We start from the raw sequence: 15759 nt of genomic DNA, 5'->3' as shown, positions 1-15759 counted from the left end.
ACCGCGATCTCGTTGCCGCTGACGTGCACCGCTCCCCGGCGGGCCGACCAGCGGATCCGGGCGACGACGTGCGATGCGGTGGCGAGCGTGCCGTCCAGCTCGAGCCGGAACGTGCCGCCGGTGACCGCCACCAGGCGCTCGAGCAGCCCCAGGACGACGTCCTTGCCGCGGTGGGTGCCGGAGTAGGCCTCCTCGCCGGGCTCGTGCCACGCGATGTCGTCGGCGAGGAGCGCGGCGAGCGCGGCGGTGTCCCGCCGGGCCCGGGCCGCGTAGAACTCGGTGACCAGCCCCTCGAGGTGTGCGCTGTCGTCCATCCCCGTCCCTGTCGATCGGCCGTCGATCCGCACCCGCGACCGCCCCGCCCGGGTGCGGAGCCCGCGCACGCCTCCTGCGCGTCCGGGCGCGCTCGGCGGGCAGGCGGCGGCCGCGGGCGACCGTAGTCTGCCGGGGTGGCGACATCGCGCGACGGGATCACCGCGACGCACTTCGTCGCCGTCGCGGGCGTCGTCATCCGCGACGACGGCCGCGTCCTGGTGGTCCAGCGACGGGACAACGGCCGGTGGGAGGCGCCCGGGGGCGTGCTCGAGCTCGGTGAGACGTTCGAGGAGGGCGTCCGCCGCGAGGTGGCGGAGGAGACCGGCGTCGAGGTCGCCGTCGAGCGCCTGTCCGGCGTCTACAAGAACATGACCCGCGGGGTGGTCGCGCTCGTCTACCGCTGCCGCCCGATCGGGGGCGCCCCGGTCGAGACCGACGAGGCCCAGCAGGTCTGCTGGCTCTCCCCCGACGAGGTCCGGCAGCGGATGGACCCCGCGTTCTCCGTCCGCGTGCTCGACGCCCTCGGCGACCACGTCACCAGCCGGGCGCACGACGGCGTCGACCTGATCGAGGGATCGGCGCCACCCGAGGGCCGGGCTCGCCGAACCGGTTGACCGCCCCCGCCGCGGGTACGTCGCCCGGTGATGAACCGCAAATGGATGCACGCCGTGGTCGCGGTCCTCGTGGCGGCCACGCTGACCGGCTGCGCCGGTGGAGGACGCAGCGGGAGCGATCGGCCGGGCGTGGACACGCCGCCGACCGAGGAGGGACAGCCCGCGGCGAAGAAGTCGCTCGGCAGGGCTTCGGAGCCCGACCTGGCCGCCGCGCTGCGCCGCGCCGACGTCGACGACCCGCAGGGCTGGGCGCGCGCGCTCGTCGCCGCCCGCCCGTACCCGCCCGGTGAGCAGGGCACGGACCGGATCCGCCAGGTGCTGGTGGACAGCGGTGCCGAGCCCGCCGAGATCGACCGGATCCTCACCGTCGTCGAGCCCTGAGCCCGGCAGGCCCAACGCCACCCACCGTCCGCCGCGCCCGCGACTGCGTCCTCCGGCGGCTCCGGCGGCCCCGGTCGTGGGCCGTTAGGGCCTGTGCCAACCCGGGCGGGCGGCGCTACGTTCGGCGTCCTCGATCCGGGGCGGTGGGACGCGATGGTGCGTTACGAGTACGGGTGCCCGGCATGCGGGCCGTGGGTCGTCGCGCTTCCGATGGGCACGGCCGAAGCCCGGCGTGCGTGTCCCACCTGCGGAGAGCCGTCCCCGCGGCGCTGGTCGGCGCCTCTTGTGAACCGCATGGACCCGGCCGTCGCGCGGGCGCGGTTGCGCGAGGAGGCCAGCCGGGACGTCCCGGACGTCGTCACGTCGGTGCCGCCGGCCGTCCGCCGCCGGCGCGCCCCTGCCAACCCCCGCCAGGCGCGCCTCCCCCGCCCCTGACCCGTACCGCTGCTTTCGACCCGAGGAGGGCCGAGTCATGGGTCTGGTCGGACTCCTGTACGTCGGAGCCGTCTTGTTCATCAACGGGTTGCTGCTGCTCGGGGTGGTCGAGACGAGAGCGGCCGCGCCCATGAACCTGTTCGTCGGCGGGCTCCAGGTCGTCACCCCGACGTACCTGATCTTCACCGCGAACAACGACCCGCTCGTGGTGCTCGGCGCGTCGGGGCTCTACCTGTTCGGCTTCACCTACCTCTACGTGGGCATCAACCTGCTCGCCGGGCTCGACAGCACCGGCGTCGGCTGGTTCTCGCTGTTCGTCGCGATCGTGGCGCTCGGCTACTCGTGGGCGAACTTCGCGATCCTCGGCGACCCCCCGTTCGGCGTCATCTGGCTCTACTGGGCGTTCCTCTGGGCCCTGTTCTTCCTGCTGCTCGGGCTCAAGCACGACTGGCTGCAGTCCTACACGGGGTGGGTCACGGTCATCCAAGGGTGGGTGACGGCAGCGATCCCGGCGTTCCTGCTGCTCACCGACCTCTGGGCGTACGAGAACGCCATCGCCATCGGGCTCGCCGTCGGCGGGGTCGTGGTGTTCGGCGCCCTCTACGCCTACATCCACCCGCGCGCGCCGCGCGCCCCCGCGGCCACGTCCGCCCCGACCGCCCACCCGGCGCCGGGCTGATCGACAGGTATCGGCGAAGGAGGAGCAATGCCCGATGTGGTGTTCAGCGTCGACCAGAGCAAGTCGATGCGCGACCAGGCGGTTCCCGGGCACAACCGGTGGCACCCGGACATCCCCTCCGCGGTGATGGTCCGGCCCGGCCAGCAGATCCGGGTGGAGTGCCGCGAGTGGACCGACGGACAGATCGGCAACAACGACTCGGCCAACGACGTGCGCGACGTCGACCTCACCCACGCGCACATGCTGAGCGGCCCGATCGGGGTGGAGGGCGCCGAGCCGGGTGACCTGCTCGTCGTCGACATCCTCGACCTCGGCCCGGTGCAGGCCCCGCAGGAGTACGGCGACGCCCCCGGCCAGGGCTGGGGGTACACGGGGATCTTCGCGAAGGCCAACGGTGGCGGCTTCCTGACCGACTACTTCCCAGACGCCTACAAGGCGATCTGGGACTTCGCCGGTCAGCAGTGCACCTCGCGGCACATCCCGGGGGTGCGCTACACCGGCATCACCCACCCCGGCCTGTTCGGCACGGCCCCGTCCGCGGAGCTGCTGGACCGGTGGAACCGCCGGGAGCGGGCGCTCATCGACACCGACCCGGACCGGGTGCCGCCGCTCGCGCTACCCCCGCTCGAGCAGAACACGCTCGCCGGCACGGCGACGGGGGACGTGGCGTCGGGGATCGCCCGGGACGGCGCCCGCACCGTGCCGGCGCGGGAGAACGGCGGCAACCACGACATCAAGAACTTCACGCGCGGGTCACGGGTGTTCTACCCGGTGCACGTGAACGACGCGAAGCTCTCCGGCGGCGACCTGCACTTCAGCCAGGGCGACGGGGAGATCACGTTCTGCGGCGCCATCGAGATGGGCGGCTTCATCGACTTCCACATCGACCTGATCAAGGGCGGCATGGAGACCTACGGGGTCACGACCAACCCCGTGTTCATGCCCGGCAACGTGGAGCCGCGGTACTCGGAGTTCATGACGTTCATCGGGGTCTCGGTCGACCGGGAGACCGACGAGAACTTCTACCTCGACGCCACCGTCGCCTACCGTCGGGCGTGCCTGAACGCGATCGAGTACCTGAAGAAGTTCGGCTACTCCGGTGAGCAGGCGTACCTGCTGCTCGGCTCGGCGCCGATCGAGGGCCGGATCAGCGGCGTCGTGGACATCCCGAACGCCTGCTGCTCGCTCTACCTCCCGACCGCGATCTTCGACTTCGACGTGAAGCCGTCGGCGGCCGGGCCGGTCCGCCAGGACCGGGGGCAGTGCGCCGTGACGTCCTGAAACCGGCTCTCGTCGACGACGCCGCGCGTCAGGCGGCGTCGTCGACGGGCCGGTGCTCGGTCGGCACGGTGGGCCGGGCGGTGACGGTGACGGCGCCCCCGCAGTTCCAGCAGGTGGGCTCGGTGACGGCGTCGCGGCCTTCCACGTCGCACGCCCCGCAGAACCAGTGGGCCATCACCTGGACCGGGACCTTCTTCACGGGCCGCCTCCGTCGTGCCGGTCGGCGGCGCTCGTCGTCGATCACGAGGCGCCGCGCTCGAGCATGTCTGGCTAAAGAGGGACCCTCGGGAAAGGTTACGGTGCGTCGGCCGGATGCACATCCCGTGACCGCCTGGCCACGAGCCATCCGAGCGTGACGTCGATCACGAGGAAGCCGAGGAGGCTGATCCCGAACAGCGGCGCGAAGCAGCCCACCGCGACGACCGCCAGGACCGCCGCGACGGCGACCGGCCAGGACGCCGCACGCAGGCGCCCGCGGGGGACGGCCCACCGGCCCCGGCCCCGGGTCGGCCTGCGCTGCCACCACATGCGGTAGCCGAGGACGACCAGGGTGATCAGCCCGATTCCGAAGGCGACGAGCAGGAGCTGGTTGGCCACGCCGAACAGGTGGCCCATGTGCGCGTCGATGCCCCAGCGGGCGAGCTTCGCCATGACGGGGTAGTCGGCGAAGCGCACCTCGTCCACCACGGCGGCGGTGTCGGCGTCGATCGCGACGGCGTCGACCTGCGTCGGCAGGCTGCGCTCGATCTCGGTGACCGTCCAGGCCGCGCCGGGCCCGGCCGGCAGGGCGATCTCGACCGCGCCGGCGTCGATGCCCGCGGCCCGGGCCGCGGCGAGCACGGAGTCGAACCGCGCCGGGTCGACGGCCGCCGGATCGGCGTGGCCGCCGCCGTGTTCGGCGTGCCCGCCGACCTGCAGCGACGGTGTGGCCCAACCGAGCGCGGCCCGCAGCGCCGCGACGTTCTCGCCCGCGTACGCCGACCAGGTCATGCCGGTCGCGGAGAGGAACAGCGCGCCGAGCAGCAGCCAGACGCCGAGCGCGCCGTGCCGGCTCAGCAGGCGGCTGCGCCCGGTCCCGCCCCGTTCGGGGCGGACCAGGTCACGGGACCGAGCGGCCCGGCGGCCCCGCCGGCGGGCAACCCACAGCGCCAGCCCGCCGAGCGCGACCACCCACAGCCAGGACGCGGCGAGCTCGCTGTAGAGGCGCCCCGGCTCGCCGAGCAGCAGGTTGCGGTGCAGCTGGTCGAGCGTCATCCGCAGCGGCAGCACGCCGCTCGTGCCGTAGGTGACGAGGGTGCCGCGGACCTCGCCGGTGCCGGGGTCGACGAACACCGTGCGGCGCTCGGACTCGCCGAGGCCCTCGTCGTCGAACAGCACCCGGGTGGTCGCGCCGGGCTCGGGCGCGGGCCGGACGGCGACGAGCTCGCCGCCCGGCTCGACGGCCTGCGCCGCGCGCACCTGCTCGGCCAGCGGGAGCTGTCGGGTGGTCGGCGGGACCCGCAGCTGTTCGGCGTAGAGGACGGACTCGAGCTGCGGGGTGAGCACGTAGAGCAGGCCGGTGACCGTGGCCACCAGGATGAACGGGCCGACGAGCAGGCCCGCGTAGAAGTGCAGGCGCAGCACGAGGCCGCGCCAGCCGGACCGGGTCGGGGGGACGGGGGGACGAGTCGCGGGTCGGGGGATCACGGACACGGGGACTCCCGGGTTCGACGGCAGCGGGGAACGGCACGCCGAGCTGACGGCGCGCGGATGGGGGTGGACCGGTCGGATCGGCCGGTGTGGAGGGGATCAGCAGACCGCGGGCGGTCCCCGGTGCACGATCGAGTGCCGCAGGAGCGGCGCGATGCGGACACGGGTCGGCGCGGCCACCGGGCGCGGCGGCGCCGGTCGGCGGGCCGTGCGCCACCGCGCCAGCAGCCGGGTGACGAGCCGGCGCAGCGCGGCCGCGACCCGGCGGGCGGCGGCGACGGCCCTGCGTTCACCGCAGCGCAGCCACGCCCCGGCGACGGCGGCGCCGAGCACGTGGGCGAGCAGCGCCAGCTCCGGCCCGAGCGCGCCGTGGCCCGCGTGGGCGGCGGGGTCGGCGGCGGTGGCGACGAAGAGGGCGTGCCCGCCGAGCTGGGCGGCGAGCTGGGCGGCGGCGAGCCGTTCCCACCCGCGCTCGTCGCGGGTCAGCCACCACGAGGCGATGGCTGCGAGGGCGAGCGCCGCGAGCAGGCCGGGCAGCGGGGGCAGTGCCCCGGTGCCGATCAGGTGGCCGCCGCTGGTGGTGACGGCCGCGGCCGCGGTCGCCCCCGCCGTGCGGCCCGCCCGGCCGTGCGGGAGCCCGCGGCGGTGGTCCCCGCCCGCGCGCTCCTGCCGCCCGACCATGGCGCCCGACCGTACCCGGGCGGGTGGCGGCGCGGGTTCGCTTCAGGAAAAGACGCGATTACCGAACCCTGCCGGCGTGACCGCCCCCTCTGTGAGCCACGACCGCCACGCCTCGGCGCTGCTGAGCGCGGCGTCCGGGATGCCCGCCTCCGCCAACGCGCCCGGGTAGAGCTGCTCGTAGCGGCGGTTGTAGGCCGTGGCGCGGTCGGCGGGAAGCAGGAGCCACGGCGCGAGCGCGTGCTCGACCCGCAGCTCGACCACCCAGTCCGAGTAGCGGGTGACGAGTTCCCCGCGGACGAGCCCTCGGGACAGCAGGCCTCGCCACAGCACGGCCGTGTCGCGGCACGCCTCCGGCCCGTGCTCGCGCGGGGTGACGGCCGTGGTCTCGACCCGCCGCGGCAGCGCCATCGACGTCGTCACCGCGAACATCCACGGCAGGTCCAGGATCCGGCACAGGTGGACCCGCTGCGACGGGGCCGGGGCGGCGTACAGCGGCCCGGCCGGACCGGGGATCCGCAGCAGCTGCACGGCGCCCTCGTCGCCGTGGGCGCCGAAGTGGCGGGTGAGGTAGTCGGGCACGTCCGCGTACGCGACGGACAGCAGCTCCGCGACGCGCTCGGCCAGCGGGCGGCCCTCGTCGGCGTCGCAGCGACCCCACTCCCCCTCCGGGGTGCGCACGACGGCGCGCGTGCGCACCCATTCGACGGCCCTCGTGCAGGCCCAGGGGTCGTTCGGCGCGAGGAGGCCCGGCAGCTGCGGCTCCTCGCGCTGCAGGCGGGAGGCGCGGGCGGCGACCTCCTGCGGGATCCGGTCGCCGGGGCAGCTGCGCCGCACGGCGTCGATCGCGGCGACCACCTCCACGATGAGGTCACGGCGGGCCATGAACGCCGCAGCGGCCTCGTCCTCGCCGATCCGGGGCTCCACCTCGGGGGTGAACCGGCACAGCCGGGACGCGGGCTCCGGCGGCGCACCCCGCCACGTGACCTCGGCGGGCCCCGGCGGCGTGCCCCAGCGGCCCAGCTCGTCGGCCACGATCGACGCGTGGGCCACCCAGCCGCGCACGGCGGGGCGGTCGGGCTTCTCCCCGTCCGGGAGCGGTTCGGCCTCGAAGCGGCCGGAGGGGTCCCAGCGCACGGACCACCGGGCCGGCTCGGCCCCGGTCGCCTCCGCGATGGCCGCTGCGCGGCGGGCCATGTCGGCGGTCACGACGTGCACCTGCCCGCGGTCGCGGGCGGCCCGCAGCTGGGCGAGCGTGAGGCGGGAGCCGAGGTCGCCGTCGGGGAGCACCATCGCGTCGACCTCGGCGCGCCGCGGGTCGTCCTGCAGGTGCTGCTGGTGCAGCAGGTCCCCGGCCTCCCGGAACGCCGCGGCCAGCTGCAGGCCGGGGCGGCGCAGCTCGGTGGCGTCCACGTGCGGGTTCGCGTCCTCGATGACGCGGCGGACGAGGGCCCGCTGCAGCCGGTCGGCCTGCCACAGCAGCGCCGTGACGTCGTTCCAGGCGGCCGGGGCCGGGGCGCCGTCGGTGCGGTCGACGGCCCGGGTGGCCAGCGCCAGCCGATCCCACGCGGGCAGCCGCGACAACCATCGCGTGGCCACGGTGAACACGACGGCGGTCGAGAAGCGGGCGAGGTGGGGGACGCGCCGCTCCCGCCCGGACCCCAGCGCCCGGCAGGGCCGGCGCGCCTCGGCCCGGCACCGGTCGCACGGCCAGTCGTGCACGGCGATCCCGCTGAGCGGCCCGGCTCCGCTCGCTCGAGTCTCCACGGTGATCTTCCATCCTCCGGTCGAGGTGGCGTTGATCCTTGCGCAGGCCCGCGCGGCGGCGTATCGGGGTCCGCCTCCCCAACCGATCCGGCCGGCCGCGGGTCGGCCCCCGCATGAGGGATGTGGGACGGGAACCGGACCGGTCCGCCGACCCCGTGCTGGTCCCGCCCGAGGTGGCGCGGGCCGCCGCCGCGCACGGCCTCGGCGCGCCCGTGCTGACGCACCGCAGCGGGCCGGACAGGGTCTGGTTGCCGCTCTGGGGCGGGTTCCTCTTCGGCGTGATCACGATCGTGTTGGCCGTCGGGCCCTCGACGGTGTGGACGCCCGCAGGGCCCGCCACCGCCGGGTGCGCGGGTTTGCTCCTCACCCACGCCATCCAGCTCCTGTCCGTGGCCGGAACCGGCCTGTACCTGTTCGACCACGGGGTGGTGCACCGGAAGGGGGGCGCCGTCACGGCGTTCCCGTGGCGGGACACCCGGCTGTGGCGCTCGGTCGTGCGGGACAGGTTCGTGAAGCACCCCTACCGGTACCGGCTGCAGCGCCCCGGCGCGCCGCCGGTGGTGCTGAGTCCGGCCCTCGACCTCCACGAGTTCGGCCCGGAGATGGAGCGGCGGCTCACCGCCGAGCGCACCCCCGTCGACCTCGCCGCGGTGGCGGCCGGCCGGCGCGTCGGGTACGGCCCGTTCACCGTCGACCGCCACGGCCTGACGACGCCGAAGGGGTTCATCCCCTGGGCCCGGGTGCGCGGCGCGGAGGTCGGTCGGAGGGGCAGGGTGCGGGTGTGGCAGGCAGGCGCGCGCCGCCCGGTGCGCGTCCGTGGGAGGACGGTGCCGAACGTCGTCGTGTTCCTCGCGGTGGTCGACGCGATGCGGCGGGCCTGACGCCGGTCACCACGCGATCGGCGGCGCCGCGAGCAGCGGCAGGACGACGCCGCCGAGCAGCCCGAACCCCACGGCGAGGGCGGCGCACACGTAGGCGGTGCCCGCCGCCCACCGGCCCTCGGGCAGCGGCGCCGCCCCGGGCCCGGTTGCGCCGAACACCGGCGCGATCCAGCGCAGGTAGTAGAAGACGCTCGCGACGGTGTTGACGACCGCGAGGACCGCGAGCCAGGCGAACCCGCCGTCGACGGCCGCGGTGAACACGACGAGCTTGCCGACGAACACCGCCGTGGGCGGGGTGCCGATCAGCCCGAGCAGGCAGACGGTGAGCGCGACGGCGAGCGCCGGGGTGCGCCGCGCCATCCCGCGGTGGTCGTCGAGGGTGCGCGCCCGTGGGAACGCGGCCACCACGGCGAACGCGCCGACGTTGGTGACGGCGTACCCGGCGGCGTAGTAGAGCAGCGCGGGCTGCGCGAGGTCGGCCCGGTCCGCGACGGCCACGGCGATCAGCAGGAAGCCGGCCTGGCCGATCGTCGAGTAGGCGAGCAGCCGCTGCACCGTGGTCTGGAAGAACGCGGCGAGGTTGCCCAGCGTCATCGTGACGGCGGCGATCACGGCGACGAGCAGCGGCCGGTCGAGGGCGTCGGCGGGGACCGCGGCCGAGACCAGCCGGTACAGCGCGACGAGCCCACCGACCTTGGGGATCGTGGTGACGATCGCGGCCACGGCGGGCGGGGTGCCGTCGGTGACGTCCGGGACCCAGAAGTGCCCGGGCACCCCGCCGACCTTGAACAGCAGGCCGCCCAGCACGGCCACGAGGCCCACCCCTGCCGCGGCCACCGGCGCGGCCGCCAGCCCGTCGCGCACCGAGCCGTACCCGGTGGCGCCGCCGACGCCGGAGAGCAGGGCGACGCCGGCGAGCATCGCCACGCCGAGGAACGCCCCCGACAGGTAGTACTTCAGCGCGGCCTCGGTGCCGAGCCGCGACGCGTCCCACCCGGCCAGGGCGTAGAACGGCACGCTCGCCAGCAGGAACGCCGCGACGAGCAGCAGCAGGTCGTTCGCGCCGCCGAGCAGGATCGCGCCGAGCGCGCCGAGCTGCAGCAGCACCACGAACTCGGTCTCGCGCCGGTGCCCCGTCGTTGCGTCGACCGACAGGGCCAGCACCCCGAGCACCGCGACCAGCACGATCGCGCGCGTGGCGTGGGTCGGGGTGTCGACGGCGTAGGCGGCGCCGAACACCAGCTCGTCCGGCCGGCCGGCCGCGACGGCCGTGGCCACCAGCCCGGCGAGCGCGGCCGCGGCGGCGAGCAGCCGCACGAGCCACTGCTCGTCCCGCGGCAGCCACGCGCCGAGCAGCAACCCGACGACCGCGGCCCCGAGCAGGAACAGCTCCGGCAGCAACGCCGCCGGGTTCTCGTTCGTGCCGTTCACCGGGCGACCAGCTCCACGAGCACCCGCGACGCCGGCTCGATCACGTCGAGCAGGAACCGCGGCAGCACCCCGATCACGGTGGCGAGCCCCAGCAGCGGGACGATCGCGGCGGCCTCGCTGGGGTGCAGGTCGGCGACGCGCCGGTCCGCGGCCGGGGCCCCGAGGAACACCCGGTGCAGCGCGCGGAGGAACAGCGCCGCCGTGAGAACGATGCCCACGAGCGCGCACACCGTCGCGACCGGCGCGGACGCCAGCGCGCCGGTGAAGATCTGGAACTCCGCGATGAACCCGGCGAACCCGGGCAGGCCGAGCGACGCGAACGCCGCCACCGCGAACGCGCCCGCGAACCGCGGCGTGCGGGCGGCGAGGCCGGAGTAGGCGGCCATGTCGTACGTGCCGCCCCGCTCGTGGAGCACCCCGGTGAGCAGGAACAGCGCCCCGGTGATCAGGCCGTGCGCGACCATCTGCGTCACGGCGCCGGTCGTCGCGAGCTGGCGCGCCTGCTCGTCGGAGCCGGCGAGGATCCCGGCGGCGCCGACGCCGAGGATCACGTAGCCCATGTGGTTCACCGACGTGTAGGCGATCATCCGCTTGAGGTCGGTCTGGGCCAGTGCGACCAGCGCCCCGTGGAGCACCGAGACCACGCCGACGACCACCGCCACGAGGGCGTACTCGCGCCACGTGCCGGGCAGTACCGGCATCGCGATCCGCACGAAGCCGTACGTGCCCATCTTCAGCAGGATCCCGGCGAGGATGGCCGACCCGGTGGCGGGCGCCTCGGTGTGCGCGGGCGGCAGCCAGGTGTGGAACGGCACCGTCGGCGTCTTGACCGCGAGCCCGATCCCGATCGCGAGCAGCGCGAACGCCGCCACGGGCCCGCCGCCGGCCAGGGGGTCGGCCGCGGCGAGCTCGACGACGTCGAACGTGTGCGGCTCCGCGGCGAGGTACAGCACGATGAACCCGAGCAGCAGGGCGAGCGACCCGAGGAACGTGTAGAGGAAGAACCCCAGAGCCGCCGCGCGCGCCCGCTCGCCGTGGCCCCAGCCCGCGATCAGGAAGTACATGAGCACGATCGACAGGTCGAAGAACAGGAAGAACAGGATCAGGTCCAGGGCGACGAACAGGCCGAGCGACACCGTCTGCAAGGCGAGGAACAGCGCGACGTAGCCCTTCACCGCGCGGGTCTCGCGCAGCGCGAACACGGCGCACGCCGCGAAGAGCACGCTGGTGAGCCCGACGAGCGGGAGCGAGATGCCGTCGACGCCGACGTGGTAGGAGATCCCGACCGTCGGCATCCAGGCCACCCGCTCCTCGAAGCGGATACCGGTGCCCGGGGTGAGCCACACGGCGACGACCAGCGCGAGGTCCACGGCGCTGGTCGCCACCCAGGCGCCGGTGAACACCCGCCGCGGCGCCGTCGCGGGCACCAGCACCAGCGCCGCGGCCACCGCCGCGGGCAGGAACACGATCAGCGACAGCACCGCTACCTCACCACGATCACGACGAGGGCCAGTACGGCGAGCGCCGCGGCCGCCTGGGCGTAGTACTGGTGGACCTGCCCGGTCTGCGGCCTGCGGGCGAGGCGGCCGAGGGCGCGCGCCCCGTCGGCGACCCGGCGCACGGTCCCGTCGACGGTGCCCTCGCCCCACCGGTCCAACCACCGCGCCGCGCGGACCACACCGCCGGCCGCCGCATCGACGGAGCGCGCCCAGCCGTCGTCGACGCGGGCGAGCACGCGGGCGAGCGCGAGGACGGGCCGGACCGCGATCGCGTGCGCCGCCCGCTCCAGCCCGAGCCACGCGGCGAGCGGCGACGGCGCGCGGAACCGCCCGACCAGGGACCAGGTGACCGCGGCGGCCACGACCGAAAGCCCCCCGGACGCCGCGAGCTCCCAGGGCGGCGTCCCCACGCCGAGCGCCGGGATCCCGAGCACGCACGCGAGCGCGGCGAGCCCGCACAGGGGCACCACCCCGTTCCGACGAACGGCGCGTTCCTCGGACAGGTCCCGACGAACGCGCCCTTCCTCGGATGGGGGTTGCCACACGTACCAGACCGCCTTCGTGCTGTAGACCGCCGAGAGCAGGGCGGCCGCCAGGCCCGCCGCGTACAGGGCCGGGCCGTGGTCCAGCGCGGCCGACAGGACCAGGTCCTTCGTGGCCCACAGCGACAGCGGCGGGACGCCGGCGAGCGCGGCCGCGCCGATCGTGAACGTCACCCCCACCAACGGGTGGCGGCGGGCCGCGCCGCGCAGCTCGCCGAGCCGCCGCGTGCCGAGCAGGACGAGCCAGGCGCCCGCGGCGAGGAAGAGCAGGCTCTTGGTGGCGGCGTGCGCCACCAGCTGCAGGGCCCCGCCCGCGCCGCCGACGCCCGCGGCGAGCACCGCGAACCCCAGCTGCGCGCAGGTCGAGGCCGCGAGCAGCTGCTTGAGGTCGGACTGCGCCACCGCGACCAGCCCCAGCACCACCGCAGTCGCCGCGCCGACCCACGCCACCAGCGGCGCGGCCCACCCGGCCGCCTCGAGCAGCGGCGCCAGCCGCAGCAGCAGGTAGGCGCCGGCCGCGACCATCGTCGCCGAGTGCAGCAGCGCCGAGACCGGGCTCGGGCCGCGCATCGCCTGCGAGAGCCAGAACGACAGCGGCAGCTGGGCGGACTTCCCGAGCGCCGCGACGACGACGCCCGCGGCGGCCACGTGCAGCCACGGGCTTCGCGCCGCGGGCAGGCCGGCCAGGGCGAGCGTGCCGACGCCGCCCGCGAGCACGGCCCCGGCGGCGACGTAGAGGCCGACGTCGGCGAGCCGCGTGGTGAGGAACGCGGTGTGGGCCGCGCGCACCGCGTCGGGGTCCCGCCAGTGGTAGGCGATGAGCGCCCAGCTCATCGCGCCCATGACCTCCCAGGCCATGAGCAGGACGGCCAGCGTCGTCGCGGTGACCGTCACCAGCATCGCCCCGGCGAACAGCAGCATGGACCCGACGAACCGGGCGGTCCGCAGGTCGGCCTCGCCGGCCGCGGAGGCGAGCACGGCCAGGGTCGTCCCGGCGACCGTGAGGGCCATCAGCGCGGTGAGCCCGTCGACGGCCAGCCCGGCGCGCACGCCCGCGACCAGGGGAGCGTCGACGGCAGGGCGGGTGATCGCGACCGCGACGGCGAGGGCGAGGGTCGCGCCCGCGGCCGGCACGCCGGCGGCCGGCGCGATGCGGTCGGCCCGGCGGCCGGCGAGGGCGAGCCCGGCGCCCGTGAGCAGCGGGACCGCGACCAGCCACCAGAGCATCACCGATCAGCCCTTCAGGTCTGCGGCGTCGTCGGTCATGTCGACCTGCCGGGCCCGGTAGATGGCGGTGACCACCGCGAACCCGACCGCCATCTCGATCGCCATCGCCGTGATGACCACGACGACGAGCACCTGGCCGTCGCTGCCCGCCGGCGAGACGAAGTACCAGAACGCAGCCGCGGCGACGATCACCCCGTTGAGCATCAGCTCGAGGCCCATCATCAGCATCACGATCGACTGCTGGGACAGCGCGCCGTACAGCCCGATCGCGAACAACCCGGCCGCGAGCAGCAGGAACGCCTCGAGCGTCATGGCTCGTCCCGGTACCGGCCGCGGGCGGTGGAGAGCACGACGGTGGCGACGATCGTGGCGAACAGGGCGACGCCGAGCGTCATCATCGTGAGCATCTGCCCGCCCATGAGCGCCTCACCGAGCGCGAGCGTGACGTCCGGCGCGGGCTCGCCGACCCGGGTGGGCCAGTCGACGACGAGCACCCCGGCGGCGAGCGCGACGAACGTGCCGATCGCGATGGCCGCCGACCCGGCCTTGTTGTGCACCATCGTCATCGGCACCAGGCCGGCCGGGTTCATCATGAACATGACCATGAAGACGGCCATCACGACCATCTCGACGACCATCATCAGCGCGATCACGACGCCGAGGTAGCCCAGCCCGAGCAGCAGCACCTCCCCGGCGACCGCGAGGAACGACGCGAGCAGCGCGAACGTCGCCCGCGCCATCGAGTCGACCCGGAACACGAGGTAGCCGAACCCGAGCGCGGCGGCCGCCAGCGTCCAGAACAGCACCTGCCCCATCACGCACCCCCCAGCACGACGAGGGCCACCGCGAGGGCCTGCGCGATCGTCAGCGGGATCAGCACGACCCAGGCGAACGGGACGAAGCGGTCCACCCGCACGGTCGGGAACCGGTGGCGCAGCCACAGCAGCAGCGCGAGCACCGCCGCGGTCTTCACCGCCACCCACGCCCACGCGGGCAGCAGCGGCCCCGCTCCCCCGCCGAGGAACAGCGGCACGGCCATCGCCGCGGCGACGACGAGCAGCAGCCACCGCCCGCCCGCGAACACCAGCCGGTCGACGCCGGAGAGCTCAGCGGCCGCGCCGCCTGCGACGTCGCGGGCGACCGGCGCGTCGAACGGCCCCCAGAACGCCATCGCCGCCGCCGACAGCAGGTAGACGGCGAACGCCACCGGCATGACGACGACGAACCAGAGGTCCCGCTGGGCCTCGACGATCGTGGTGAGGCGCAGGCTCTCCGCGCCGAGCGCCGCGGTGATGATCGCGAACATGTGCGGCAGCTCGTAGGCGAGGCCCTGCGCGACGAACCGGTACCCGCCGACCATGGCCGGCGCGCTGTTGGCGCCCCAGCCGACCAGCCACACCGCGGCCCAGGCCAGCACCTCCATGGCGTTGAACCACACGACGCCGACCGACAGGTCGGCGACCGGGCGCTCCCCGAGCGGAAGCACCGCGGCCGCGAGCAGCGCTGCGACCGGCAGGGCCGCGCCTCCGACCCGCCCGAGCAGCGCGTCGGACGCGACCGTGCGCCGCCGCTGCCCGACCAGCAGGCGGGCGACCTCCCGCCCCGGCGCGGCGACGGCGGCCCGCTCGCCCGCGAACAGCGCGTCGCCGACGAGGGCGAGCCACGTGACGCCGCCCAGCAGCACCGGCAGCAGCAGCGCCGCGTACCAGGGGAGCACCGACGGGTCAGCCACGCGCCACCCCCGCCGCGGTCCGCGCGTCATCCGGGTCGAGGGCGGCCACGATCAGCCGGGCCGCCGCGAGCTCGGCGCCGACGAGGGCGTCGGCCAGCTCGCCCACCGGGGGTCGCGGGCCCGGTTCGGTACCCGCGAGCGCCGCCTCCAGCGCGGCCGGCCGGGCGGCGAGCAGATCGGCGACGGTCGAGGTCCCGGCGCGGATGTCGCCGACCAGCCAGCGCAGGGTGCGGGAGCGGCGGATCCGGCGCAGCAGCGCGCCCGCCTCCTCCTCGATCCGGGCGCCGGCGAGGGTGGCGTCGCGCAGCCGGCGCGCCCGGGCGGCCTCCGACGGCCGGCCCGCGACGCCGAGGAAGCGCGCGAGCGCATCCAGCTCGCGCGCCGCCGCGCTGGGCCAGGTGAACGGCTCGGCGCGCGCCGCGTCGAGGAACTCGGCCGAGGCCTCCTGGACGACGTCACCCTGCAGCGTCACGTGCACCACGAGGCCGGCGGGCCAATCCGGCAGCACGGGGCCGAGCGGGACGTGGAGGCGGTCCAGGGTGAGTCCGTCGCGGTCGGGGCCCGGCTCGGCCATCGGCAGCCCGGCGACGACGCCGCCGTGGTGGTGG

At 75.5% G+C, this 15759-nt stretch carries 17 protein-coding genes and 1 pseudogene; 6 read left to right on the top strand and 12 right to left on the bottom strand.

Annotated features, from left to right (window positions below; genetic code table 11):
- Positions 1-314 (bottom strand): nuclear transport factor 2 family protein (locus VKZ81_RS30115; protein WP_324245120.1); only part of this gene is annotated, 314 nt, incomplete at its 3' end.
- A 135-nt stretch (positions 315-449) separates the two neighbouring features.
- Between VKZ81_RS30115 and VKZ81_RS30110 the strand changes: the two genes are divergently transcribed.
- The 5 genes from VKZ81_RS30110 (at position 450) to fmdA (ending at position 3705) form a co-directional block, all read left to right on the top strand.
- Positions 450-929: an NUDIX hydrolase gene (locus tag VKZ81_RS30110; protein ID WP_324245119.1), complete on the top strand. Its 480-nt coding sequence runs from the start codon at positions 450-452 to the stop codon at positions 927-929.
- Positions 930-959: 30 nt separating this feature from the next.
- Entirely contained in the window at positions 960-1310 is a 351-nt protein-coding gene (locus VKZ81_RS30105; protein WP_324245118.1) for a hypothetical protein, read from the top strand.
- 294 nt (positions 1311-1604) lie between these two features.
- A complete protein-coding gene (locus VKZ81_RS30100; RefSeq protein WP_324245117.1) occupies positions 1605-1745 on the top strand; it encodes a hypothetical protein in 141 nt (46 codons plus the stop codon).
- A gap of 37 nt (positions 1746-1782) precedes the next feature.
- Positions 1783-2424, top strand: a complete 642-nt coding sequence (locus tag VKZ81_RS30095) for an AmiS/UreI family transporter (RefSeq protein ID WP_324245116.1) — start codon at positions 1783-1785, stop codon at positions 2422-2424.
- A 27-nt stretch (positions 2425-2451) separates the two neighbouring features.
- The gene (gene fmdA / locus VKZ81_RS30090; RefSeq protein WP_324245115.1) at positions 2452-3705 is read left to right on the top strand and encodes a formamidase; all 1254 of its coding nucleotides are present in this window, start codon (positions 2452-2454) and stop codon (positions 3703-3705) included.
- Positions 3706-3733: 28 nt separating this feature from the next.
- Here the strand turns inward: fmdA and VKZ81_RS30085 are convergent, their stop codons facing one another.
- The 4 genes from VKZ81_RS30085 to VKZ81_RS30070 form a co-directional block, all read right to left on the bottom strand.
- A complete protein-coding gene (locus VKZ81_RS30085) occupies positions 3734-3904 on the bottom strand; it encodes a hypothetical protein (protein WP_324245114.1) in 171 nt (56 codons plus the stop codon).
- A 95-nt stretch (positions 3905-3999) separates the two neighbouring features.
- Positions 4000-5397: a PepSY-associated TM helix domain-containing protein gene (locus VKZ81_RS30080; protein ID WP_324245113.1), complete on the bottom strand. Its 1398-nt coding sequence runs from the start codon at positions 5395-5397 to the stop codon at positions 4000-4002.
- A 96-nt stretch (positions 5398-5493) separates the two neighbouring features.
- Entirely contained in the window at positions 5494-6075 is a 582-nt protein-coding gene (locus tag VKZ81_RS30075; RefSeq protein ID WP_324245112.1) for a hypothetical protein, read from the bottom strand.
- 42 nt (positions 6076-6117) lie between these two features.
- Positions 6118-7839 carry a hypothetical protein gene (locus VKZ81_RS30070; RefSeq protein WP_324245111.1) on the bottom strand — a complete coding sequence of 574 codons (1722 nt, stop codon included), beginning with the start codon at positions 7837-7839 and terminating at the stop codon, positions 6118-6120.
- A gap of 122 nt (positions 7840-7961) precedes the next feature.
- On the opposite strand from VKZ81_RS30070, the gene VKZ81_RS30065 reads away from it, so the two are divergent.
- A complete protein-coding gene (locus VKZ81_RS30065; protein ID WP_324245110.1) occupies positions 7962-8720 on the top strand; it encodes a DUF6585 family protein in 759 nt (252 codons plus the stop codon).
- A 6-nt stretch (positions 8721-8726) separates the two neighbouring features.
- Here the strand turns inward: VKZ81_RS30065 and VKZ81_RS30060 are convergent, their stop codons facing one another.
- The 7 genes and pseudogenes from VKZ81_RS30060 to VKZ81_RS30030 all read right to left on the bottom strand — a co-directional run.
- A complete protein-coding gene (locus VKZ81_RS30060; RefSeq protein ID WP_324245109.1) occupies positions 8727-10151 on the bottom strand; it encodes an NADH-quinone oxidoreductase subunit N in 1425 nt (474 codons plus the stop codon).
- Entirely contained in the window at positions 10148-11632 is a 1485-nt protein-coding gene (locus VKZ81_RS30055) for a complex I subunit 4 family protein (RefSeq protein ID WP_324245108.1), read from the bottom strand. The genes VKZ81_RS30060 and VKZ81_RS30055 overlap by 4 nt, the downstream gene beginning before the upstream one ends.
- Before the next feature lie 2 nt (positions 11633-11634).
- Complete coding sequence (locus VKZ81_RS30050) at positions 11635-13419, bottom strand: NADH-quinone oxidoreductase subunit 5 family protein (RefSeq protein ID WP_324245107.1); 1785 nt, start codon at positions 13417-13419, stop codon at positions 11635-11637.
- Positions 13420-13425: 6 nt separating this feature from the next.
- Positions 13426-13731 carry an NADH-quinone oxidoreductase subunit NuoK gene (gene nuoK / locus VKZ81_RS30045; protein WP_324245106.1) on the bottom strand — a complete coding sequence of 102 codons (306 nt, stop codon included), beginning with the start codon at positions 13729-13731 and terminating at the stop codon, positions 13426-13428.
- Positions 13728-14234: an NADH-quinone oxidoreductase subunit J gene (locus VKZ81_RS30040; RefSeq protein ID WP_324245105.1), complete on the bottom strand. Its 507-nt coding sequence runs from the start codon at positions 14232-14234 to the stop codon at positions 13728-13730. Before VKZ81_RS30040 ends, nuoK begins: the two co-directional genes overlap by 4 nt.
- A complete protein-coding gene (locus VKZ81_RS30035; protein WP_324245104.1) occupies positions 14234-15151 on the bottom strand; it encodes a complex I subunit 1 family protein in 918 nt (305 codons plus the stop codon). Before VKZ81_RS30035 ends, VKZ81_RS30040 begins: the two co-directional genes overlap by 1 nt.
- Positions 15144-15759 (bottom strand): annotated as a pseudogene (locus VKZ81_RS30030) (hypothetical protein); the annotation flags it as partial. The pseudogene VKZ81_RS30030 and the gene VKZ81_RS30035, both read right to left, overlap by 8 nt.

The sequence above is a fragment of the Pseudonocardia sp. genome (assembly GCF_035305885.1).
Lineage (GTDB): Bacteria > Actinomycetota > Actinomycetes > Mycobacteriales > Pseudonocardiaceae > Pseudonocardia.
This window is presented reverse-complemented; position numbering and strand designations above follow the sequence as displayed.

Excerpts from the sequence above, each read along its gene's own strand:
- VKZ81_RS30100 (WP_324245117.1), top strand. The coding sequence starts at position 1,605 with ATGGACCCGGCCGTCGCGCGGGCGCGGTTGCGCGAGGAGGCCAGCCGG.
- VKZ81_RS30050 (WP_324245107.1), bottom strand. The coding sequence starts at position 13,419 with ATGCTCTGGTGGCTGGTCGCGGTCCCGCTGCTCACGGGCGCCGGGCTC.
- nuoK (WP_324245106.1), bottom strand. The coding sequence starts at position 13,731 with ATGACGCTCGAGGCGTTCCTGCTGCTCGCGGCCGGGTTGTTCGCGATC.
- fmdA (WP_324245115.1), top strand. The coding sequence starts at position 2,452 with ATGCCCGATGTGGTGTTCAGCGTCGACCAGAGCAAGTCGATGCGCGAC.
- VKZ81_RS30105 (WP_324245118.1), top strand. The coding sequence starts at position 960 with ATGAACCGCAAATGGATGCACGCCGTGGTCGCGGTCCTCGTGGCGGCC.
- VKZ81_RS30040 (WP_324245105.1), bottom strand. The coding sequence starts at position 14,234 with ATGGGGCAGGTGCTGTTCTGGACGCTGGCGGCCGCCGCGCTCGGGTTC.
- VKZ81_RS30095 (WP_324245116.1), top strand. The coding sequence starts at position 1,783 with ATGGGTCTGGTCGGACTCCTGTACGTCGGAGCCGTCTTGTTCATCAAC.
- VKZ81_RS30075 (WP_324245112.1), bottom strand. The coding sequence starts at position 6,075 with ATGGTCGGGCGGCAGGAGCGCGCGGGCGGGGACCACCGCCGCGGGCTC.